Genomic DNA, 18,525 nt, shown 5'->3' with positions numbered 1-18,525 from the left:
TTAATATTACAAATCGTTCACAACTCTTTTAATTCCGTCTAAAAAAATTGGCGTTCTGAAATTTAAAACTAACCCAAGTTTGCAACCTGTCCTTTTTATTCCTTCTATTTATGATTTTATAAATGTCATTTTAGATGACCTGCGCCTTTCTAAAGCATATTAAAAATTTAATTGCGCCTTTGCGTTTAAGAATTTACAATCTAACCGTTTGAGAATTTATTTTTGCCAATCAGCATTAGTAAAATCACAGGAATTCCGAAAAGCGAGGTGATGATATTTAAAGGTAATTTAGACAATTCTGAAATCACCGAAAAAACTTCCATAATGCAAATTCCTAAAATCATATTCAAGATCCATTGGTGCCAAAGTTTTGAAGGATTGTAAAGCAATCTCGAAAAATGAGGAACGACAATTCCGATAAATAAAACTGGACCTAAAAACGCTGTTATAGATGCAGAAAGTAGGGAAGAAGCGAGAATTATTAAATATTTCAAATGTTTTAAATTAACGCCAAAACTCTGTGCGTAAGACGTTCCTAAACTATTGCCAATCAGTGGTTTAATGGATTTTAAACTTAAAAACAAGCCTAAAAATATCAAAACAAATAAAACCAGAATTTGACTAAAACTCACCTGGTTATTCGCGCCAAAACTCCATAAAACATAATTTTTTAAACTTTGATTTTCCGCGTAAAACTGTAAAATTGAAACAATTGCGCCCGCCAAAGCAGAAACCAAAAAGCCGAAAATAATAATAAAACTTTTATCCTGAAATTTCCTTGAAAACAAAAGCAAAACCAACATTAAAATTAAACTTCCCGCAATTGCGGTAATACTTAAAAAACTGTTCTGCAAAAAATCTGGTAACACCCAACTTTGCGAGAAAAAAATATAAAAAGCCACACTTAAACTTGCCACAGATGTAATTCCTAAAACTGAAGGTCCAGCAAGTGGATTTTGAAAATATTCTTGCAAAAGAAAACCTGAAGTAGGAATTGAAATTCCTGCTAAAAGCATTATTATAACGCGGTTTACACGAAGTTGTGCAATATCAAAATTTGATGAGTTTGATGAAAAAAAATCTGAAAAATTCAAATTTATAAATCCTGTATTTAGGTTTAAAACTATTGAAATTAATATCACAATAGTTAAAATTAGAGATAGAATTTTGAAATTTTTAGACACCAGTTTTCAGAAAATTTTATTCAAAAAACCGCTTAAATTAAATTTAAACGGCTTTTATATTTTAAGATTTATTTAAAAGAAGCCAACTTTTGATCGAGCATTTCTGCGCTCATACTTCCTAAAGTTTCTTCCGTTCTTTTTCCTTTTTTCATGATGGTGTAGGGAATTCCGCTGCCATCCCATTTTTCAAAATTATTTTTAAAAAAATCTTGGTCTAGTTTTTTATTATCAAGTAAAATAATGTGATCTTGTAAATTATTTGTAGCCGCAAAATCTTTTACTTTCGTTTCCCAATCTTCTTTTTCATCTATATCGATGAAGGTAAATTTAACTGGTTGGCCTTTTAATTCCTTAATTTTTTCTTTAAAATGAGGGATTTCTGCCATACAAGGACCGCACCAAGTGGCGAAAAAATTGGTGACATACAAAGTGTCATTGTCTTTGTTTTTTAAATACTCTGCCGTTTGCGCTATAGAATATTCTTTTAAATTGACTGGCGTTGTAGGAGTTGAACTTGTTGAAACTGCCGCAACAGAATCGTTTTTTACCGCCGAATCTTCTGTTTTTGTGCTTTCTTTTTTGCAAGCAGAAAGCGCCGATAAAATTAGAAGTGGCAAGATTAATTTTCGCATAACTATTTTTTTGTTTATTTTTGAGTAATTACTATGGAACAACTTTTAACAAAGGCAAAAAAGCCTATTTTTCATTCGTTAAAATTAACGAAAAAAGAAAGACTGACCAAAACTACATTTTTATTAGAATTCGAAATTCCTGAACATTTAAAGGAAAATTATCGTTTTAATTCTGGGCAATTTGTAAGTTTTAAAAGTCAATTTTCGGGCAGCGAGGTTTTAAAAGATTATTCCATCACAAGCGCACCTTTTGAAAAGCAATTGTCATTAGGTATAAAAATCGGCGAAGATGGAAGTTTTACAGATTTTTTAATTAAAAATGTACAAGTTGGATATTCGATTGAATTAAGCGAACCACGCGGACGATTTACTTTAAATTCTAAACCAAATGAGCATCGCACAATTCTTGGTTTCGCTGCAGGAATTGGCATTACACCAATTTTAAGCCATTTAAAAAATATAATGCACGAAGAGCCTCGAACTCGGTTTTTCTTATTTTTTGGAAATTCATATTCTAATGAAATACCATTTAAAAAAGAATTAGATGCTTTGCTTCATCAGTTTCAGAATCGACTTCAAATTTATTATTTCTTTTCGAAAGAATCTGTTAGTCAATTATTTAGTGGAAGATTAAATGCTGAAAAACTGCACTTAATCATCAATCAATTTTTGCATTTAGATGATACAGATGAAGAATCTACAATTTGGGATGCGGTGGACGAAATTTTAATTTGCGGTCCCGGAGAAATGATAAAATCCTTGGCAAACGAATCTCACAAGCGCGGCATTCCGAAAAAAAATATACATTTTGAGTTGTTCGAAAGTTTTAACGAAGACATTTATGAATCAGAAATAGAATTCCCTTTAATAGAAAATATTGATGTTTCTTTTCAATTATATGGCGAAAATTATCAAACCAAACTTCAAAATAATAAGTATAAACTATTGCAACAACTTTTAGAACAAGGCTTCAAAGTTCCATATTCCTGCAAATCTGGAATTTGTGGCATTTGCGAATGTAAATTAGAAGAAGGCGAAATAGAATTATTAGAAAATGAATATTTAACGGAAAAAGAAGAACAATCGGGGAGAATTTTAGCCTGCCAAACGGTAGTTTTAAGTAAAAAAATTAAAGTTAACTTTGACGAAGTTTGAGAAAAGTAAGGAACATAATAAAAGCATTTTTTAACCTAATTGAAATTGGGTTAATAGTTATGTTTTTAGCAAATGCTTGGGTTTTCGCACTCACAAACGGCAGAACATACACCAAAGTTTCACAAATTCCTGCACGGGAAACGGCTTTGGTTTTGGGAACTTCGCCAAAAACAATGTCTGGAAATGCCAATCCTTATTTTACTAAAAGAATGGATGCAGTTTCGGCACTTTACCATTATGGGAAAATTAAAAAAATAATTGTGAGCGGCGAAAAAAGCGAACATTACGACGAGCCTGCCGCAATGAAAAATTTTTTGATTTACCAAGAAGGCGTTCCTGAAGATGTTATAATCGAAGATCCGAAAGGTTTTAACACGCACAAAAGCATTTTGCGGTGCAAAAATGAATACCATCAAACAAGTGTTATTATAGTGTCACAAGGCTATCACAATCTTCGTGCGCTATTTTTTGCAAGGAATCAGAATATGAATGCGCTCGGTTTTGATGCGCAAGATGTTTACGAAAATAGCAGTTTTTACAGAAACCAGTCGCGAGAATTTTTGGCCAGAGTTCAGGCGGTGGTTTATTTTATTTTGGGAATTGCACCGAAAGGCTGAAAGTTTTCTAATTTGAAAATATGACAGATTCGCAATTAAATACTTTTAAAATTGACAATTATTCACCTTTAGAAATTGACAATAATATTTATCTTTGTAAAAAATAATTTATGCTCGTTATAGGTATCGCCGGAGGAACTGGTTCTGGAAAAACAACTGTGGTTAATAAAATTCTTCAGCAGTTGAATGCAGAAGGTGTAAATGTACTGTCGCAGGATAATTATTATTATGATAATCAACACCTTACATTAGCGGAACGAGAAATGTTAAATTATGATCATCCAAAATCTATCGATTTTGAATTGTTGCTAAAACACGTTCGAGCGCTGAAAAATAATGAAAGTATTGAGCAACCGATTTATTCTTTTGTAACACATTCACGATCAGGTGATTTTGTTTCTATTGAACCAAAAAATGTGTTGATTGTGGAAGGAATTTTGGTTTTAACCAATCCAGAATTATTGAAAGAATATAATTTAAAAGTATTTGTACATGCAGATTCTGATGAACGATTAATCCGCAGAATTCGCCGCGATACGCAAGAAAGAGGTCGTGATTTGCAAGAAGTTTTACACCGTTACCAAACCACTTTAAAACCTATGCATCAAGAATTTATAGAACCTTCAAAAAACGAAGCAGATTTAATTGTTCCAAATATGAAGCAAAATTCGGTAGCTATAGATTTTCTTACGACCGTTATAAATAATTCGCTTAAAAAAACATACTGATGGAAAATCTGATTAAAGAAATAAAAAAGCCGAACAAAACGCTGCGCTTTCTCAAAAAATATGTGCTGAATAAATATGTTATCACCATTTTTTTATTTTTGGTTTGGATGGTTTTTTTCGATAATTGCTCTTTTTTAGTTATTAATGAATTAGATTCTAACATTGCGAAAAATCAAAAAGAATTAATTCATTACAAAAGTGAGTATGAAAAAAATAATGCGTTTTATGTGAAATTAATGAACAACAAATCGGCAAAAGAAAGATTTGCGCGCGAAAACTACTTTATGAAAAAACCAAACGAAGAAATTTTCATCATCGTTGTAGATAGTTCAAATATTGCCAAAAGTTCTCAACCATAATTATTTTATTTAAAAATTATCATTTTGCAAAATTCATCACTTTCAGATTGGGTAAATCTGGTTAAAAAACAATTAAAAACAGAAGATATTTACAGCAATCTTCAAGTTGAAAATTTAGAAAATTTGGAGGTGAAGCCTTATTACTCTGAAGTTTCTAAACCATTGCAGAATTTACCGAAAATAGAAGAAAGCACCCATTTGGTGGCGAATTATGAAGAAACTTTGGAAGAAGATGTTTTCGCATTTTTGTTGAAAGAAAATGTTCCAAATTTATCAGAAAAAGTTTTGTTTATTGATAATCCAGATTTAGCAGAATACATTAAAACAAAAGATGAAAATATTTATTTTTCTTTGATAGACGTTTTTGATGATAAAAAAAACAGCGGCGCTATAAACGAGCAACTGACCAAAGAATTATTGCAAAAAAATTTTAAGCGAAATATTTGCATTGATGTGAGTTTTCATCAAAATTGTGGTGCTTCAATTCTTCAACAAATCGCTATTTCATTAGCAAAGACTAAAGATTTAGTAGAGAATTTTGGCTCAGAAATTTTTAATAAATTAATATTTAGAATTGCAATTGGCGGAAATTATTTTTTTGAAATTTCTAAAATCCGGGCTTTAAAATTGGTTTTTAATCAATTGTCAAAAGAATTCGGAAAAGATGAAATTCCCTATATTTTTGCGGAAACTTCATTAAGAAATAAATCTAAAAATGATGCTGAAAATAATTTAATCAGATCTTCGCTAGAACTTTCTGCTGCGATGATTGGCGGCGCTGATGCTGTTTATTCTAATAATTATTTGTTAGAAAATGCAACAAAATTATCTGAAGAAATTTCCTTTAAACAGCAAATTGTTTTGGCTTATGAAAGTCTCATCAATGTTTTTGATGATGCTGCAAATGGAAGTTACTATGTGGAAAATCTCACGCAACAAATCGCAGAAAAATCTTGGCAATTATTTTTAGATTTTGAAGAAAAAGGCGGCTACATTGAAACAATGAAATCGGGAGAATTACAAAATTTAATTTATAATCACGCCATTTCCGAGCAAAATTGGGTAAAAGAAGGGAAAATAAAACTCATCGGTGTTAATCTTTATCCAAAATTAGAGCAAACCAAAGAAATTTCCGATTTATATGATGAAACGGTTTTAAAACCCGTTCGCTGGGCGGAAATGTTTGAGTAAGAATTAAGACGAAATTTTTCGCAAAGGCGCAATTGCATTTAAAATAATAGTCAAGATAAGGCGCAAGTCGGCTTCGCCGATTGGAATATTTTATATCTTTGAAATGAAATGTTCAGTATAAATTTTAACACAAAGAATTGTAATGAATTTTTTCGCAAAGGCGCAATTGCATTTAAAATAATAGTCAAGATAAGGCGCAAGTCGGCTTCGCCGATTGGAATATTTTATAACTTTGTGATTGACTTTTTTTAAAGTATTATGAGAGAAAACGAATTGTCAAAAATTGTTTTTGAACTTGGATTAAAAATTCATAAAAGATTAGGCGCTGGATTGTTTGAAAAAGTTTATGAAGAATGTCTTTTTTACGAATTGCAAAAGGCAGGCTTAAAAGTAGAAAAACAAAAAGTTTTACCAATTGTTTATGATGAATTACGAATTGAAAATGCTTTTAAGATTGATATCATTGTTGAAGATATTTTAATTTTAGAAATAAAAGCCTTAGAAATGTCAAATAATATTCATAAAGCACAACTTTTAACTTATTTAAAATTGACCGGTTGCAAATTAGGATTACTCATTTATTTCGGAACAGATGTATTTAAAAATGGCGTAAATAGAGTGGTAAATGGATTATAATTTTATAATATTACACTTGTTCCAATCGGCGATGCCGACTTGCGCCTTATTCAAAAGACATAAAATAATTTTTGCGCCTTTGCGTTAAAACCAACAATTATAAAAAAAATACTCAATAAAGAAATCCAAGATTATATCAATGCAAATCTAAAAACCGATTTGCATTCTTTACTATTGAAAAAGTCGCCGTTTCTAAAGGTCTCTATGGTGGAAATCGTCAATCAAATCAAAGGCAAAAATGTCGCGGCAAAAAAGTTTCCATTTTTATTGGAAGAGGATATTATTTTCCCGCCAAATCTCAATTTAGAGCAAAGTTCTTCTGAACAAACTTCAAAATATAAATCACAACTTTTTAGCGGTGAAAAATTTCTCGATTTAACCGCAGGTTTTGGTATTGATGCGTATTTTTTATCTGAAAATTTTAAAGAAATTACTTTGGTTGAAAAAAACACAGAACTTTTAGAAATCGTAAAGCATAACTGGAAAATTTTAAACAAAGAAGCCAATTTTATAAACCATGATTTAGAACATTTTTTAGAGATATTTCGCCAGGCTCAACATGACGATGTGAATCAGTTTGATTTAATTTACCTGGATCCGGCAAGAAGAGATTCACAAAAAAAGAAGGTCTTTTTATTAGAAGATTTGTCGCCAAATATCTTAGAAATTCAGGATGAATTATTAAATATTTCTGGAAAGGTTTTAATAAAACTTTCGCCTTTGATAGATTTATCCTATTTAATTTCTGTTTTAAAAAATGCAACTAAAATTTATATCATTGCTGTAAAAAATGACGTAAAAGAAGTCCTTATTCTTTTAGATAAAAATAAAACTGAAGAAAAAGTAAAATGTATTTGCACGAATTTAGAAAGCGAAGATGCAGATTTTGAGTTTTACTTTCATGATGAAAAATCAGCAAGTTCTGAATTTTCAGACGCTTTACAATTTTTATATATTCCCAATAACGCTGTGCTGAAATCGGGCGCTTTCAATTTAATTTCAAAGCAATTTACTTTAAAAAAACTTCACCCCAACACGCATTTTTATACCTCTGAAAAGAAAGTTTTAAATTTTCCGGGGCGTGTTTTAAAAGTAGAAAAAGTAGAAGCCAAAGAAATTGAAAAAGGAAGTTTTAATAATATTATCAGCAAAAATTATCCTTTAAAACCCGATGAAATAAAGAAAAAATATAAAATACAAGATGGCGGAGAAAATTACCTCATTTTTACCCAAACTTTAACATCAAAAATTATTTTGCGTTCTTTCTAAAAAATTAAATTTAAAAATTTTGTTAAAATCCTAATATTTCCTACTTTTGTGCTTTAAATAATTAAATGAAAAAATATATTTTATTATTAGCAGTTGCAGCGGCAGTCACTTCTTGCCAAAAAATCCAAGCAGGAGGAAATCTTAGTGTCATAAAAATTGAACCAGGCGTTGTAAGATACAGTGATCAAGATGCCGCAAAACCAACTTATGTTGCAAAACCAGATTCTTTAAAGAATGTGAAACCGAAACTTGTAGAACCAAATTTGGAAATGAAAGCCAAATCTACAAGCGCACAATAGGTTGCGAGGGCAAAATAAAGATCAATATTGACAAATAAATAGTACAAATGTCTTGCTTTTGCAGGGCATTTTTTTTATTTTTACAATAATTAATTTCAAAAATTTAAAATGGAAAAAACCTTAAAATACATCGAAGAAAACAAACCACGTTTCGTGGAAGAATTGATTTCACTTTTAAAAATCGCTTCCGTGAGTGCAGATCCTGCATACAAAAATGAAGTTTTAAAATGTGCCGATGAGGTGGCGAAATTTTTAAAAGATGCCGGTGCAGATAAAGTTGAAGTTTGTAAAACTGCAGGGAATCCAATTGTTTATGGTGAAAAATTTTTAGGTGAAAATCTTCCAACCATTTTAATTTATGGTCATTATGATGTGCAACCTGCAGATCCAATAGAACTTTGGACTTCACCACCATTTGAGCCAGTTATTAAAAAAACAGAATTACATCCGGAGGGTGCTATTTTTGCGCGCGGTTCTGCCGATGATAAAGGGCAGTTTTTTATGCATTTAAAGGCTTTTGAAGCCATGATGAAAACTGATTCTTTGCCTTGTAATGTGAAATTTATTATTGAAGGTGAAGAAGAAGTTGGCTCAGAAAATTTAGGTGTTTTCGTTAATGAAAATAAAGAAAAATTGAGTTGTGATGTAATTTTAATATCAGACACGCATATTTATTCTAATGAGCAACCGACTGTTACAACTGGTTTACGTGGATTAAGCTACGTGGAAGTAGAAGTAGAAGGACCAAACAGAGATTTACATTCTGGTCTTTATGGCGGCGCAGTTCCAAACCCAATTCATGTTTTATCTCGAATGATAGCAAAGTTAGTTGACGAAAATGGCAGAATTACAATTGATGGATTTTATGATAATGTAGAAGAAGTTTCGCTAGAAGAACGAGGGAAAATGAATGAATTAAAGGATGATCCCGAACATTTTAAAAAATCTATTGGTTTAAATGGAGTAGAAGGTGAGCACGGCTTCACAACTTTGGAAAGAACATCTATTCGTCCCACTTTAGACGCAAACGGAATTTGGGGCGGTTACATTGGCGAAGGTGCAAAAACTGTAATTCCATCAAAGGCTTATGCTAAAATTTCTATGCGTTTAGTGCCGTACCAAACACCAGAAGAAATTACAGAAAAATTCACAACTTATTTTAAGAAAATTGCGCCAGAAAATGTAAAAGTGAAAATTACACCGCACCACGGCGGAATGCCATACGTTTTACCAAGTGATACTAAAGAATTTTTAGCAGCAAAAAAGGCTATGGAAAAAGCATTTGGTAAAGAAGTTTTACCTTACAGAAGCGGCGGTAGTATTCCAATTACATCAATGTTTGAAAAAGTACTGAATGCAAAATCAGTTTTAATGGGATTTGGTTTAGATTCTGATGCAATCCATTCACCAAACGAGCATTATGGACTATTTAATTTCTATAAAGGAATTGAAAGTATTCCGCTCTTTTTTGAATATTATACAAAAAGTTAAAGTTTTACTAAAACTAAATTTAACGCTTCATTTTGAAGCGTTTTTTGTTAAATTAGAGCAAATAAAAATTTAAAAAAATGTCAGATAAAAAAACAGCATACGTTACGGGAGGTTCGAAAGGAATCGGTTTCGGCGTGGCAAAAATATTATTAGAAAACGGTTACAATGTCGCTATTAGTGGCAGAAAAGAAAAAGATTTAGAAGAGGCACTTCTTCAACTTTCTGATTATAAAGATTCAGTTGCAGGTATTGTTTCTAATGTAAGAGATTATGAAAACGAAGAAAAAACAGTTTCTAAAATTGTAAAACATTTCGGGAAATTAGATATTGTAATTGCAAACGCAGGTTTAGGCCACTTTTCAGCGGTTGATGAAATGAGTTTAGAACATTGGAATGATATGATTGAAACCAATCTCACCGGCGCTTTCCATACTTTAAAAGCGAGTGTTGAGGAATTAAAAAAATCGGAAGGCTACTACATCACAATTTCTAGTTTAGCTGGAACAAATTTCTTCGCAAATGGCGCTGGTTATAACGCATCCAAATTTGGCGTTGTTGGCTTTACGCAAGCTGCAATGATAGATCTAAGAAAATACAATATAAAAGTTTCTACAATTATGCCAGGCTCTGTTGCGACCAATTTCAATGACCATAAAGTGACTGAAAAAGATGCCTGGAAAATTCAGCCAGAAGATATCGGCCAACTGGTTTTAGATTTATTAAATATGAATGCTAGAACTTTACCAAGTAAAATTGAAGTTAGACCATCAAAACCAAATAGTTAATGTTATGCAAAAAATATATTTTCCCTAAATATGTTATGCATGCATAGTAAATTAGTATTATCTTAGCAAAAATTAAAATTTATTTATAAATGAAATCGCCATTAGCAAGATTGCAAACAAAAGCAAATCAATATTTTGGCGATAACAGATCACCTTTAAAAATAATAAATATCTAAATATGAAAATATTAGTTTGTATAAACAGTGTTCCAGACACTACATCAAAAATTAATTTCACAGCAGACAAAACCGCTTTTGATAAAACGGGAATTCAATGGGTTATTAATCCTTTGGATGAATTTGCGCTAAGCAAAGCAATAAAATTGCAAGAATCCCAAGGCGCGACAGTAACAGTAGTAAATGTTGGCGATGCAAGCACAGAACCGGTTATAAGAAAGGCTTTAGCAATTGGCGCAAATGACGCTATAAGAGTCAACACAGAAGCAAAAGATAGTTTTTCTGTGGCAAAAGAACTAGCAGCGGTTGCAACAAATGGCAATTATGATTTAATTCTTTGTGGTAAAGAATCTCTAGATTATAATGGCGCCGCAGTTCCGGCGATGCTAGCACAACTTTTAAATCAACCTTTTATTAATGCCTGCGTTGGTTTAAATGTAGATGGCGAAGAAATAAGCGCTATCCGAGAAATTGAAGGCGGAAAAGAAACCGTTTCTGTAAAATTACCTTTAGTGATTGCTGGGCAAAAAGGCTTAGTAGAAGAAAAAGAATTAATTATTCCAAATATGCGCGGCATTATGTCTGCCAGAACCAAAGTTTTAAACGTTGTAGAACCCACAAATTCAGAAGTGAAAGTAGATTCTGTATCTTTTGATAGCGTTCCACCAAGAGCCGCAGTAAAATTGGTAAATGCTGATAATTTGGATGAATTGGTAAGACTTCTTCACGAGGAAGCAAAAGTAATATAAGTTTGAGGCTAAAGCAAAGGTTTAGAATTATCAATTTTAAAACTTTTATATTAACTAAAACTTTTTGTCTCAAACTCAACTTAAAACTCAACCTAAAAAATTTAAAAAAATGGCAATATTCGTATATGCAGAAAATATAAACGGAATTTACAAAAAAGCAGCTTTTGAGGCGGTGGCTTATGCAAAATCAATCGCTGATAAAGCAGGAGATTCTGTAACCGCAATTTCCGTGAATCCAACAGATTCTTCAGAGTTACTTTACAAATATGGTGCAGAAAAAGTACTTAATATTGAAGATGAAGGTCTAAAAAACTTTAGTGCAAAAGCATTTGCTGAAGCACTAAACCAAGTTGTAGATGGAAAAATAATTGTTTTTCCACACACTACAGACGCTTCTTCAGTTGCGCCAATGTTATCGATTTTAAAGAATTATTCTTTAATAACTAATGTTATAGAAACGCCTGAAAGTTTATCACCTTTTCAGGTTAAAAGAAAAGCGTTTTCCGGTAAAGGTTTTATGCATGCAAAAGCCGAAACTGAAGGCGTAATTGTAACCGTCTCTCAAAATTCTTTTGGCGCAAAAGAAAATCCCGTATCTGGAACAGAAGAAATTAAAAATTTGTCAATTTCAAACGAGGATACAAAAGTATTATCTCAAGAGCAATCTTCTGGTAAATTAGATTTAAAAGAAGCCGAAATCGTAGTTTCTGCGGGGCGAGGTTTGAAAGGTGCAGAAAATTGGGGAATGGTAGAAAATTTAGCCGAAACTTTAGGCGCGGCAACGGCTTGTTCAAAACCAGTTTCAGATATTGGTTGGAGACCTCACTCAGAACACGTAGGACAAACTGGTAAAGCAATTTCGCCCAATTTATATGTGGCGATTGGGATTTCTGGCGCTATTCAACATTTAGCGGGCGTGAATTCTTCCAAAACAATTGTTGTAATCAATAATGATCCAGAAGCACCTTTCTTCAAATCTGCTGATTATGGAGTTGTAGGCGATGCTTTTCAAATTATTCCGGCTTTAACGGAAAAAATTAAGGCTTTAAAAGGCGCTTAAAAAAAATATGATATTTATATAAAACCTGAAATTAATTTTTCAGGTTTTTTTTATAGCATTTTTCTAAATCCAAATATTTTTTATAAATTTAATTCAAATAAAAATTAAATTATGAAATTCATTATTCGTCTCTTGGTAACTGCTGCGGTTGCTTTCGTACTTTCAAAATATTTTTTATCCGGCGTTCACATCGCAAGTTTTGGAACAGCAATAATTTTCGCCATCGTTTTGGCGTTGCTTAATTTTTTTGTGCGGCCAATATTATCTATCTTAGGTTTACCGCTCACAATAATCACTTTCGGGCTTTTTTCATTTGTCATTAATGCTTTAATCATTCTTTTAGCAGGCCATTTTGTAACCGGCATGACCGTTGATGGCTTTTGGTGGGCGCTAATTTTTAGTATCTGTTTGTCAGTGGTCACTTCTTTGTTAGATAGTGCTTTCACTTCAAAAGATTAAATTTTTAAAAAATAAATTAATTAAAGGCTTTCGAAAGAGAGCCTTTTTTTAATTCGTGCAAGATTTATCATTAATTCTAACTTAAAATTTTTAAATTTGAAAGTCCTTTGATTAAATAAAAAACTTGATTTAACTTCTAATATCTAATTTCTAACTTCTAATATCTAATTTCTAAAAAATTATGAAAAACTTCCTTTTTGCAGCCGCAATTTTAGTCTCATTTCAAGCGTATTCCCAAAAATTATACACGCCAAGAAACATTAAAAATGCCATAGAAAAAGGAACGAGGACGGAAAATGGAAATCCAGGTAAAAATTATTGGCAAAATTCTGGTAATTATGATATGAAACTAAGTTTAAACCCAGAAACAAAAATTATTTCTGGCGCGGAAACCATCGAATATTTTAATAATTCACCAGACAGCCTGAAAACTGCTGTTATCAGATTTGTAAATAACGTTCACAAACCAACTTCTGCACGGGCAAGTGACTCTTCTAAAGATTTTTTAGATAATGGATTGACCATTAAATCTTTTAAAGTAAATGGAGAATCCTACGATGTTAAAAGTGAAAATTGGGGAACTGTTGGAAACGTAAAGTTAAAAAACGCAATGCTTCCAAAATCTAAAACTACGTTCGAAATCGTTTGGGAATACCCATTATCAAAAGAAAGTGACAGAGAAGGACAAATAAACCAAACTACATTTTACGCCGCTTATTCTTACCCAAGAATTTCCGTTTATGACGATTACAATGGTTGGGACAGAATTCCACACACCGGAAGAAACGAATTTTATAATGATTTTAATAATTATAACGTTGCGATTTCAGTTCCAAAAAATTATGTGGTTTACGCAACCGGCGTGATGCAAAATCCGCAAGAAGTTTTACAGACAAATGCTTTAAATAATTTTAAAAAATCCCTCGTAAGCACCGATATTATTCACATCGCAAAAGAAGGCGAAATTGCCGCTGGAAAAATTACTGCTCAAAATGACCAAAATACTTTCAAGTTTAAAGCTGATGACATTACAGATTTTTGTTGGGCAGCAAGTTCTAGTTATGTTTGGGATGCTTCAAGTGTGCAATTAGATTCAAAAAAAGTAAGCGTTCAGTCGGCTTACCAAAGTGGCGCGAAAGATTTTGAACATTATGTAGAATGGGAACAATATAATATTGCATGGTTTTCTAAAAATTGGCCCGGTGTGGAATATCCGTTTCCAACAATGACGTCGTTTCAAGGTTTTGCAGATATGGAATATCCGATGATGGTGAATGATTCTACAATGCCAGATAATTTAGAAGTATCGAGATTAGTTGTTGACCACGAAATTGCACACACTTATTTTCCTTTTTATATGGGAATTAATGAAAAACGTTATGCTTACATGGACGAAGGTTGGGCAACCACTTTTGAATATTTAATCGGAACTGCAGAACATGGAAAAGAATACGCCGATAATTTTTACAAAAATTTTCGGGTAAAACGCTGGATTTTTGATCCTTCTTCGGACGAAGATCAACCCGTTATTTCTGAAAGTACGCAAGTTTCTGGCGCAGGTTATGGGAACAATTCTTATGTGAAAGCAAGTTTATCTTATTTAGCATTAAAAGATTATTTGGGCGATGATTTATTTAAAAAAGCATTGCATCATTATATGGAAACTTGGCACGGAAAACATCCAATTCCGTGGGATTATTTTTATTCAATGGAAGCGGGAAGTGGCAAAGACTTAACTTGGTTTTTCAACAACTGGTTTTTTAGCAATAATTATATAGATTTAAAATTAAGTTCAGCGAAAATGAACGGTAAAAATTTAAGTTTAAATATTGAAAATTTGGGCGGTTTCGCCATTCCTTTTGATGTGATTACAGAATATTCTGACGGCACAAAATCTACCAAACATTTCACACCAGAAGTTTGGAAAGCCAATGAAAAAGATTTTAAAACCAATATTTCTGCTTCTAAAAAAGTAAAATCTGTAACAATAGATAACGGAATTTATATGGATTATAAACCTAACGACAACTCTGTAAATCTTTAAAAAATATTTATTACCTAATGAAACTAAAACATATTCTGCTCGCAACCGCTGCGCCTTTTCTTATGAACGCACAAAACGTAATGACACCAGAAACACTTTGGAAACTCAATAAAATGTCGGTTTCTGCCGTTTCGCCCGATCAATCTTCATTGATTTATAAAGTGGGAAAAGTTGATTTAAAAACCGAAAAAACCAACTCTAATTCTTTCTTTTTAAATTTAAAAACTTCTGCCACAGAAAATTTAGATTTAGGAAAAAAATCAATTATTCAATGGGACAAAAACGGAATTTATGCGCAAGAAGGTGAGATGATTTATCTCTCAAAAGACCAAGGCAAAACTTGGACAGATTTTTATAAAATTGGCGAAGCAGATAACATAAGAATTTCACCTGATGGTAAGAAAATCGCCTTTAGCAAAAGTGTAAAACTTGTCGATATTTTAGGAAAAGACAAATACAAAGACACGCCAAAATCTACGGCGCAAATTTACACAGATTTAGATATACGCCATTGGGACAAGTGGAATGAAGGCAGTTACAACCATGTTTTTGTCGTAAATGTTGCAGTAAATTCTTCCGAAGCGCAAGACTTGCTTAAAGACGAAAAATTTTATTCGCCCCAAATGCCTTTTGGTGGTGTGGAAGATTTCGTTTGGAGCCCAGATTCTCGGTATATAGTGTATGTTTGTAAGAAAAAAACTGGCGCAGAATATGCACTTTCAACCAATACAGATTTATATTCTTATGATTTGAAATTCAATAAAACGACTAATTTAACCGAAGCAAATAAAGGTTACGATGTTAATCCAAAATTCTCGCCAGACGGAAAATATTTAGCATGGCAAAGTATGAAAACCGACGGTTATGAATCTGATAAACAGGATTTAAAAGTTCTTGATTTAGCCTCAAACGTTACAAAAAATCTTACTGAAAACTGGGACGAAAGCGTAAGTGGGAGTTTTGATTGGAAACAAGATTCCAGTTCTTTATATTTTAGTGCGGCATTTAGAGGCACTCAGCAACTATTTTCGGTAAGTCTTAAAAGTTTGAAAGTGTCGCAAATTACGACTGGTAATTTTGACGTGGACGATTTAATTGCCCAAAACAATAACAAATTATTCGTTACAAGAACAGATTTCAACCATAATGCAGATTTATTTTCAGTCGATCAAAAATCTGGAAATATGACGCAAGTGACGGAGGTTAACAAAGAAAATTACGCTAAAATTACGCCTTCAAAATCTGAACTAAAAATGGTGAAAACCACCGATGGCAAAGAAATGGGCGTTTGGTTTATTTATCCGCCAAACTTTGATCCTTCCAAAAAATATCCAACACTTTTGTATTGTCAAGGCGGTCCACAATCTGCACTCACACAATTTTTTAGTGTTCGTTGGAATTTCGCTTTAATGGCTGCAAACGGTTACATAATTGTTGCACCAAACCGCCGCGGAATGCCTGGTTGGGGCGTAGATTGGAATGCTTCAATTTCAAAAGACTGGGGCGGACAACCAATGAAAGATTATCTTTCCGCGACAGATTTTGCAAAAACTTTACCTTACGTTGATGGCGACAGAATGGGTTGTGTTGGTGCAAGTTACGGCGGTTATTCCGTTTATATGCTCGCAGGAATTCATCAAAATAGATTCAAAACTTTCATTGCGCACGACGGACTTTATGATATGAAATCTTGGTACGGAACCACCGAAGAACTTTGGTTTGCGAAATGGGATTTGGGCGGTGCGCCGTGGGACAAACCGACGCCAAAATCTTATACAGAATTCAACCCAAGTAATTACGTTCAGAATTGGAACAAGCCAATCATGATTGTGCAGGGCGGAATAGATTTCCGAGTACCTTACGAGCAAGGTCAAGAAGCCTTTCAATCTGCGAAATTGCGTGGTTTGAAAACAAAATTTCTTTATTTCCCGAATGAAAATCACTGGGTTTTGCATCCACAAAATGGTTTAGTTTGGCAGCGAGAATTTTTCAGTTGGCTGAAAGAAACTTTATAAAATAAATAGGAGCAAGACGGTTTCGCTTTTTCCGAAATGGAGTCCCGTCTTCCACTATATCTTTTTTTACAGAAAATGCGCCTTGTGGCGCATTTTCTGTAAAAAAGGATGCCGTTTCAGCCGCGGCTAAAAAAGAAATTTTATTTTTTTGTTTGAAAGGTCAAAATTCAACCTCATTATTTAAGTGGTTTTCTTAAAATATTTTCTTAGTTTTATCTTAAATAAAAACTAAAAATCATGAAAAAAGTAATTGGCATTGGCGGGATTTTTTTCAAAACAAAAAATCCAGAAATTTTAAGAGATTGGTATAAAAAACATCTTGGATTTGATACCAACGATTATGGAGCAACTTTCGACTGGAAAGAATGCGCAGAATCTTCAAAAAATGGCGCTACACAATGGTCGCCTTTTGAAGAATCTACAAGATATTTTGAGCCTTCCAACAAAGAATTTATGATCAATTATATTGTAGAAGATTTAGAAAAATTAGTTAAAGAATTACGAAAGGAAAACGTCATCATTCTTGATGATATAGAAACTTATGATTACGGAAAATTCATCCATATTTTAGATTGTGAAGAAAATAAAATTGAACTTTGGGAACCAAGTAAATAATTATAAATAAATCTAAATGAAAAAAAAATACACATTTTTACTTTTTTTTATTCTTGCATTTGCCTTAAAAGCGCAAGAATCTGTTATATTTAAAATGCAATTTTTAGCAGGAAAAAAGTATGAATTGCGCACTATTTCAAACTCAAATTTCACAATGAATTTTGAAGCAAAAAAAGAAGTTCTTGATGCCATAAAAAAACAAATTACCTTACCCATGATTTCTAAAACAAACATGGAGATTGTAGCCGATATAAATACGGGTAAAGAAATAGAAAATAAAATTCCATTCGTTATAGATTATAAAAAAGTCCATACCTTAAAAAATATTGGTGGAAAAGAAATGAACCCCACTAATCCAATAGAAGGAAGTCGACTTTTTGGTTATTATGAAAACGGACTTCATATGAAAATTGATTCCATAAAAAGCAAAATTATGGATAAAAAAACAAAAGAATATTTAATAAAAACTGTTCAAAATATCACAAATAACATAAAATTTCCAGATTATGCATTAAAAGTTGGTGATACTTTCAAGCAGAAAATTCCAATGAAAATTCCAATCGAGGGCATTGGAAATATTTCACTCATTTTAGATACAAATTATAAATTAATGGAAATTAAAAATAATATCGCCTATTTTGATACGATTATTAACTTCACTTTAGGATCAGATATTCCCCAATTTACTGTGACATCTACCGGAAATGGAACAGGGAAAGTAGAGTACAATATCTTAAACACAATAACGCAAAAAAATATTACCAACTATAATTTACTATTAAATGTAGCGAATAAAGATTTTAAAATTAAGGCTAATATTGACGCAGATTCAAGTTATAATTTAAAAATTCTTAATTAAAATCAATCTCTTTAATCTCAAATTTAAAAAACTTTATGTTTAAAGTCTTATTTCCTACGCTCTTATTTTTCTCTGCAATTTGCAGCGCGCAAACTTATCATTTTGATTATTCTGTAAGTTACCACTCTGCGACAAATCAAAATAACAAACGAAAAACCTCAAATATTTACAAAAACTTAGAGCCTGTTTAAATTTATAATTT

The 18,525-nt window shown here is 32.1% G+C and carries 19 protein-coding genes; 17 read left to right on the top strand and 2 right to left on the bottom strand.

Going from position 1 to position 18,525, the window contains the following annotated elements; genetic code table 11:
• Nucleotides 1-200 precede the first annotated feature (200 nt).
• Together C4S29_RS02555 and C4S29_RS02550 are read right to left on the bottom strand one after the other, a co-directional pair.
• The gene (locus C4S29_RS02555) at nt 201-1,187 is read right to left on the bottom strand and encodes an iron chelate uptake ABC transporter family permease subunit (protein WP_103912553.1); all 987 of its coding nucleotides are present in this window, start codon (nt 1,185-1,187) and stop codon (nt 201-203) included.
• Nucleotides 1,188-1,252: 65 nt separating this feature from the next.
• Nucleotides 1,253-1,816 carry a TlpA family protein disulfide reductase gene (locus tag C4S29_RS02550; protein WP_103913020.1) on the bottom strand — a complete coding sequence of 188 codons (564 nt, stop codon included), beginning with the start codon at nt 1,814-1,816 and terminating at the stop codon, nt 1,253-1,255.
• A gap of 33 nt (nt 1,817-1,849) precedes the next feature.
• Between C4S29_RS02550 and C4S29_RS02545 the strand changes: the two genes are divergently transcribed.
• The 17 genes from C4S29_RS02545 (at nt 1,850) to C4S29_RS02465 (ending at nt 18,323) form a co-directional block, all read left to right on the top strand.
• Nucleotides 1,850-2,971, top strand: coding sequence for a ferredoxin--NADP reductase (locus C4S29_RS02545; protein ID WP_103912552.1), 1,122 nt, complete (start codon nt 1,850-1,852; stop codon nt 2,969-2,971).
• Nucleotides 2,972-3,030: 59 nt separating this feature from the next.
• On the top strand, nt 3,031-3,588 hold the full coding sequence (locus tag C4S29_RS02540) for a SanA/YdcF family protein (RefSeq protein ID WP_103912551.1): 558 nt from the start codon (nt 3,031-3,033) through the stop codon (nt 3,586-3,588).
• 110 nt (nt 3,589-3,698) lie between these two features.
• Nucleotides 3,699-4,316, top strand: coding sequence for a uridine kinase (gene udk / locus C4S29_RS02535; protein WP_103912550.1), 618 nt, complete (start codon nt 3,699-3,701; stop codon nt 4,314-4,316).
• Complete coding sequence (locus C4S29_RS02530) at nt 4,316-4,675, top strand: FtsB family cell division protein (RefSeq protein WP_103912549.1); 360 nt, start codon at nt 4,316-4,318, stop codon at nt 4,673-4,675. The genes udk and C4S29_RS02530 overlap by 1 nt, the downstream gene beginning before the upstream one ends.
• A gap of 24 nt (nt 4,676-4,699) precedes the next feature.
• A complete protein-coding gene (locus C4S29_RS02525) occupies nt 4,700-5,866 on the top strand; it encodes a methylmalonyl-CoA mutase family protein (RefSeq protein ID WP_317045061.1) in 1,167 nt (388 codons plus the stop codon).
• A 258-nt stretch (nt 5,867-6,124) separates the two neighbouring features.
• On the top strand, nt 6,125-6,502 hold the full coding sequence (locus C4S29_RS02520; RefSeq protein ID WP_103912547.1) for a GxxExxY protein: 378 nt from the start codon (nt 6,125-6,127) through the stop codon (nt 6,500-6,502).
• A gap of 204 nt (nt 6,503-6,706) precedes the next feature.
• Entirely contained in the window at nt 6,707-7,771 is a 1,065-nt protein-coding gene (locus tag C4S29_RS02515) for a THUMP-like domain-containing protein (protein WP_394338649.1), read from the top strand.
• Nucleotides 7,772-7,836: 65 nt separating this feature from the next.
• Nucleotides 7,837-8,070, top strand: a complete 234-nt coding sequence (locus C4S29_RS02510) for a hypothetical protein (RefSeq protein WP_103912545.1) — start codon at nt 7,837-7,839, stop codon at nt 8,068-8,070.
• 108 nt (nt 8,071-8,178) lie between these two features.
• Nucleotides 8,179-9,561, top strand: a complete 1,383-nt coding sequence (locus C4S29_RS02505) for a dipeptidase (RefSeq protein ID WP_103912544.1) — start codon at nt 8,179-8,181, stop codon at nt 9,559-9,561.
• 77 nt (nt 9,562-9,638) lie between these two features.
• Nucleotides 9,639-10,346 (top strand): SDR family oxidoreductase, encoded by a 708-nt coding sequence (locus tag C4S29_RS02500; protein WP_103912543.1) that lies wholly within the window; start codon nt 9,639-9,641, stop codon nt 10,344-10,346.
• Between the two features lie 178 nt (nt 10,347-10,524).
• Nucleotides 10,525-11,271 carry an electron transfer flavoprotein subunit beta/FixA family protein gene (locus C4S29_RS02495; RefSeq protein WP_103912542.1) on the top strand — a complete coding sequence of 249 codons (747 nt, stop codon included), beginning with the start codon at nt 10,525-10,527 and terminating at the stop codon, nt 11,269-11,271.
• A 109-nt stretch (nt 11,272-11,380) separates the two neighbouring features.
• Nucleotides 11,381-12,331, top strand: a complete 951-nt coding sequence (locus tag C4S29_RS02490; RefSeq protein WP_103913019.1) for an electron transfer flavoprotein subunit alpha/FixB family protein — start codon at nt 11,381-11,383, stop codon at nt 12,329-12,331.
• A 111-nt stretch (nt 12,332-12,442) separates the two neighbouring features.
• Complete coding sequence (locus tag C4S29_RS02485; protein WP_103912541.1) at nt 12,443-12,790, top strand: phage holin family protein; 348 nt, start codon at nt 12,443-12,445, stop codon at nt 12,788-12,790.
• Nucleotides 12,791-12,971: 181 nt separating this feature from the next.
• The gene (locus tag C4S29_RS02480) at nt 12,972-14,834 is read left to right on the top strand and encodes a M1 family metallopeptidase (protein ID WP_103912540.1); all 1,863 of its coding nucleotides are present in this window, start codon (nt 12,972-12,974) and stop codon (nt 14,832-14,834) included.
• 17 nt (nt 14,835-14,851) lie between these two features.
• Nucleotides 14,852-16,849 (top strand): alpha/beta hydrolase family protein, encoded by a 1,998-nt coding sequence (locus C4S29_RS02475; RefSeq protein ID WP_103912539.1) that lies wholly within the window; start codon nt 14,852-14,854, stop codon nt 16,847-16,849.
• A gap of 237 nt (nt 16,850-17,086) precedes the next feature.
• The gene (locus C4S29_RS02470; RefSeq protein ID WP_103912538.1) at nt 17,087-17,464 is read left to right on the top strand and encodes a VOC family protein; all 378 of its coding nucleotides are present in this window, start codon (nt 17,087-17,089) and stop codon (nt 17,462-17,464) included.
• 16 nt (nt 17,465-17,480) lie between these two features.
• The gene (locus tag C4S29_RS02465; RefSeq protein ID WP_103912537.1) at nt 17,481-18,323 is read left to right on the top strand and encodes a hypothetical protein; all 843 of its coding nucleotides are present in this window, start codon (nt 17,481-17,483) and stop codon (nt 18,321-18,323) included.
• Nucleotides 18,324-18,525 lie beyond the last annotated feature (202 nt).

The sequence above is a fragment of the Halpernia humi genome (genome assembly GCF_900108025.1).
Taxonomy (GTDB): domain Bacteria; phylum Bacteroidota; class Bacteroidia; order Flavobacteriales; family Weeksellaceae; genus Halpernia; species Halpernia humi.
The sequence above is the reverse complement of the archived record's forward strand: the minus strand, read 5'-3'. Positions and strand labels throughout refer to the sequence as shown.

Coding starts and splice junctions, on each gene's coding strand:
- C4S29_RS02550 (WP_103913020.1), bottom strand. CDS start 1,816: ATGCGAAAATTAATCTTGCCACTTCTAATTTTATCGGCGCTTTCTGCT.
- C4S29_RS02545 (WP_103912552.1), top strand. CDS start 1,850: ATGGAACAACTTTTAACAAAGGCAAAAAAGCCTATTTTTCATTCGTTA.
- C4S29_RS02540 (WP_103912551.1), top strand. CDS start 3,031: ATGTTTTTAGCAAATGCTTGGGTTTTCGCACTCACAAACGGCAGAACA.
- udk (WP_103912550.1), top strand. CDS start 3,699: ATGCTCGTTATAGGTATCGCCGGAGGAACTGGTTCTGGAAAAACAACT.
- C4S29_RS02530 (WP_103912549.1), top strand. CDS start 4,316: ATGGAAAATCTGATTAAAGAAATAAAAAAGCCGAACAAAACGCTGCGC.
- C4S29_RS02520 (WP_103912547.1), top strand. CDS start 6,125: ATGAGAGAAAACGAATTGTCAAAAATTGTTTTTGAACTTGGATTAAAA.
- C4S29_RS02515 (WP_394338649.1), top strand. CDS start 6,707: ATGGTGGAAATCGTCAATCAAATCAAAGGCAAAAATGTCGCGGCAAAA.
- C4S29_RS02510 (WP_103912545.1), top strand. CDS start 7,837: ATGAAAAAATATATTTTATTATTAGCAGTTGCAGCGGCAGTCACTTCT.
- C4S29_RS02505 (WP_103912544.1), top strand. CDS start 8,179: ATGGAAAAAACCTTAAAATACATCGAAGAAAACAAACCACGTTTCGTG.
- C4S29_RS02500 (WP_103912543.1), top strand. CDS start 9,639: ATGTCAGATAAAAAAACAGCATACGTTACGGGAGGTTCGAAAGGAATC.
- C4S29_RS02495 (WP_103912542.1), top strand. CDS start 10,525: ATGAAAATATTAGTTTGTATAAACAGTGTTCCAGACACTACATCAAAA.
- C4S29_RS02490 (WP_103913019.1), top strand. CDS start 11,381: ATGGCAATATTCGTATATGCAGAAAATATAAACGGAATTTACAAAAAA.
- C4S29_RS02485 (WP_103912541.1), top strand. CDS start 12,443: ATGAAATTCATTATTCGTCTCTTGGTAACTGCTGCGGTTGCTTTCGTA.
- C4S29_RS02480 (WP_103912540.1), top strand. CDS start 12,972: ATGAAAAACTTCCTTTTTGCAGCCGCAATTTTAGTCTCATTTCAAGCG.
- C4S29_RS02475 (WP_103912539.1), top strand. CDS start 14,852: ATGAAACTAAAACATATTCTGCTCGCAACCGCTGCGCCTTTTCTTATG.
- C4S29_RS02470 (WP_103912538.1), top strand. CDS start 17,087: ATGAAAAAAGTAATTGGCATTGGCGGGATTTTTTTCAAAACAAAAAAT.
- C4S29_RS02465 (WP_103912537.1), top strand. CDS start 17,481: ATGAAAAAAAAATACACATTTTTACTTTTTTTTATTCTTGCATTTGCC.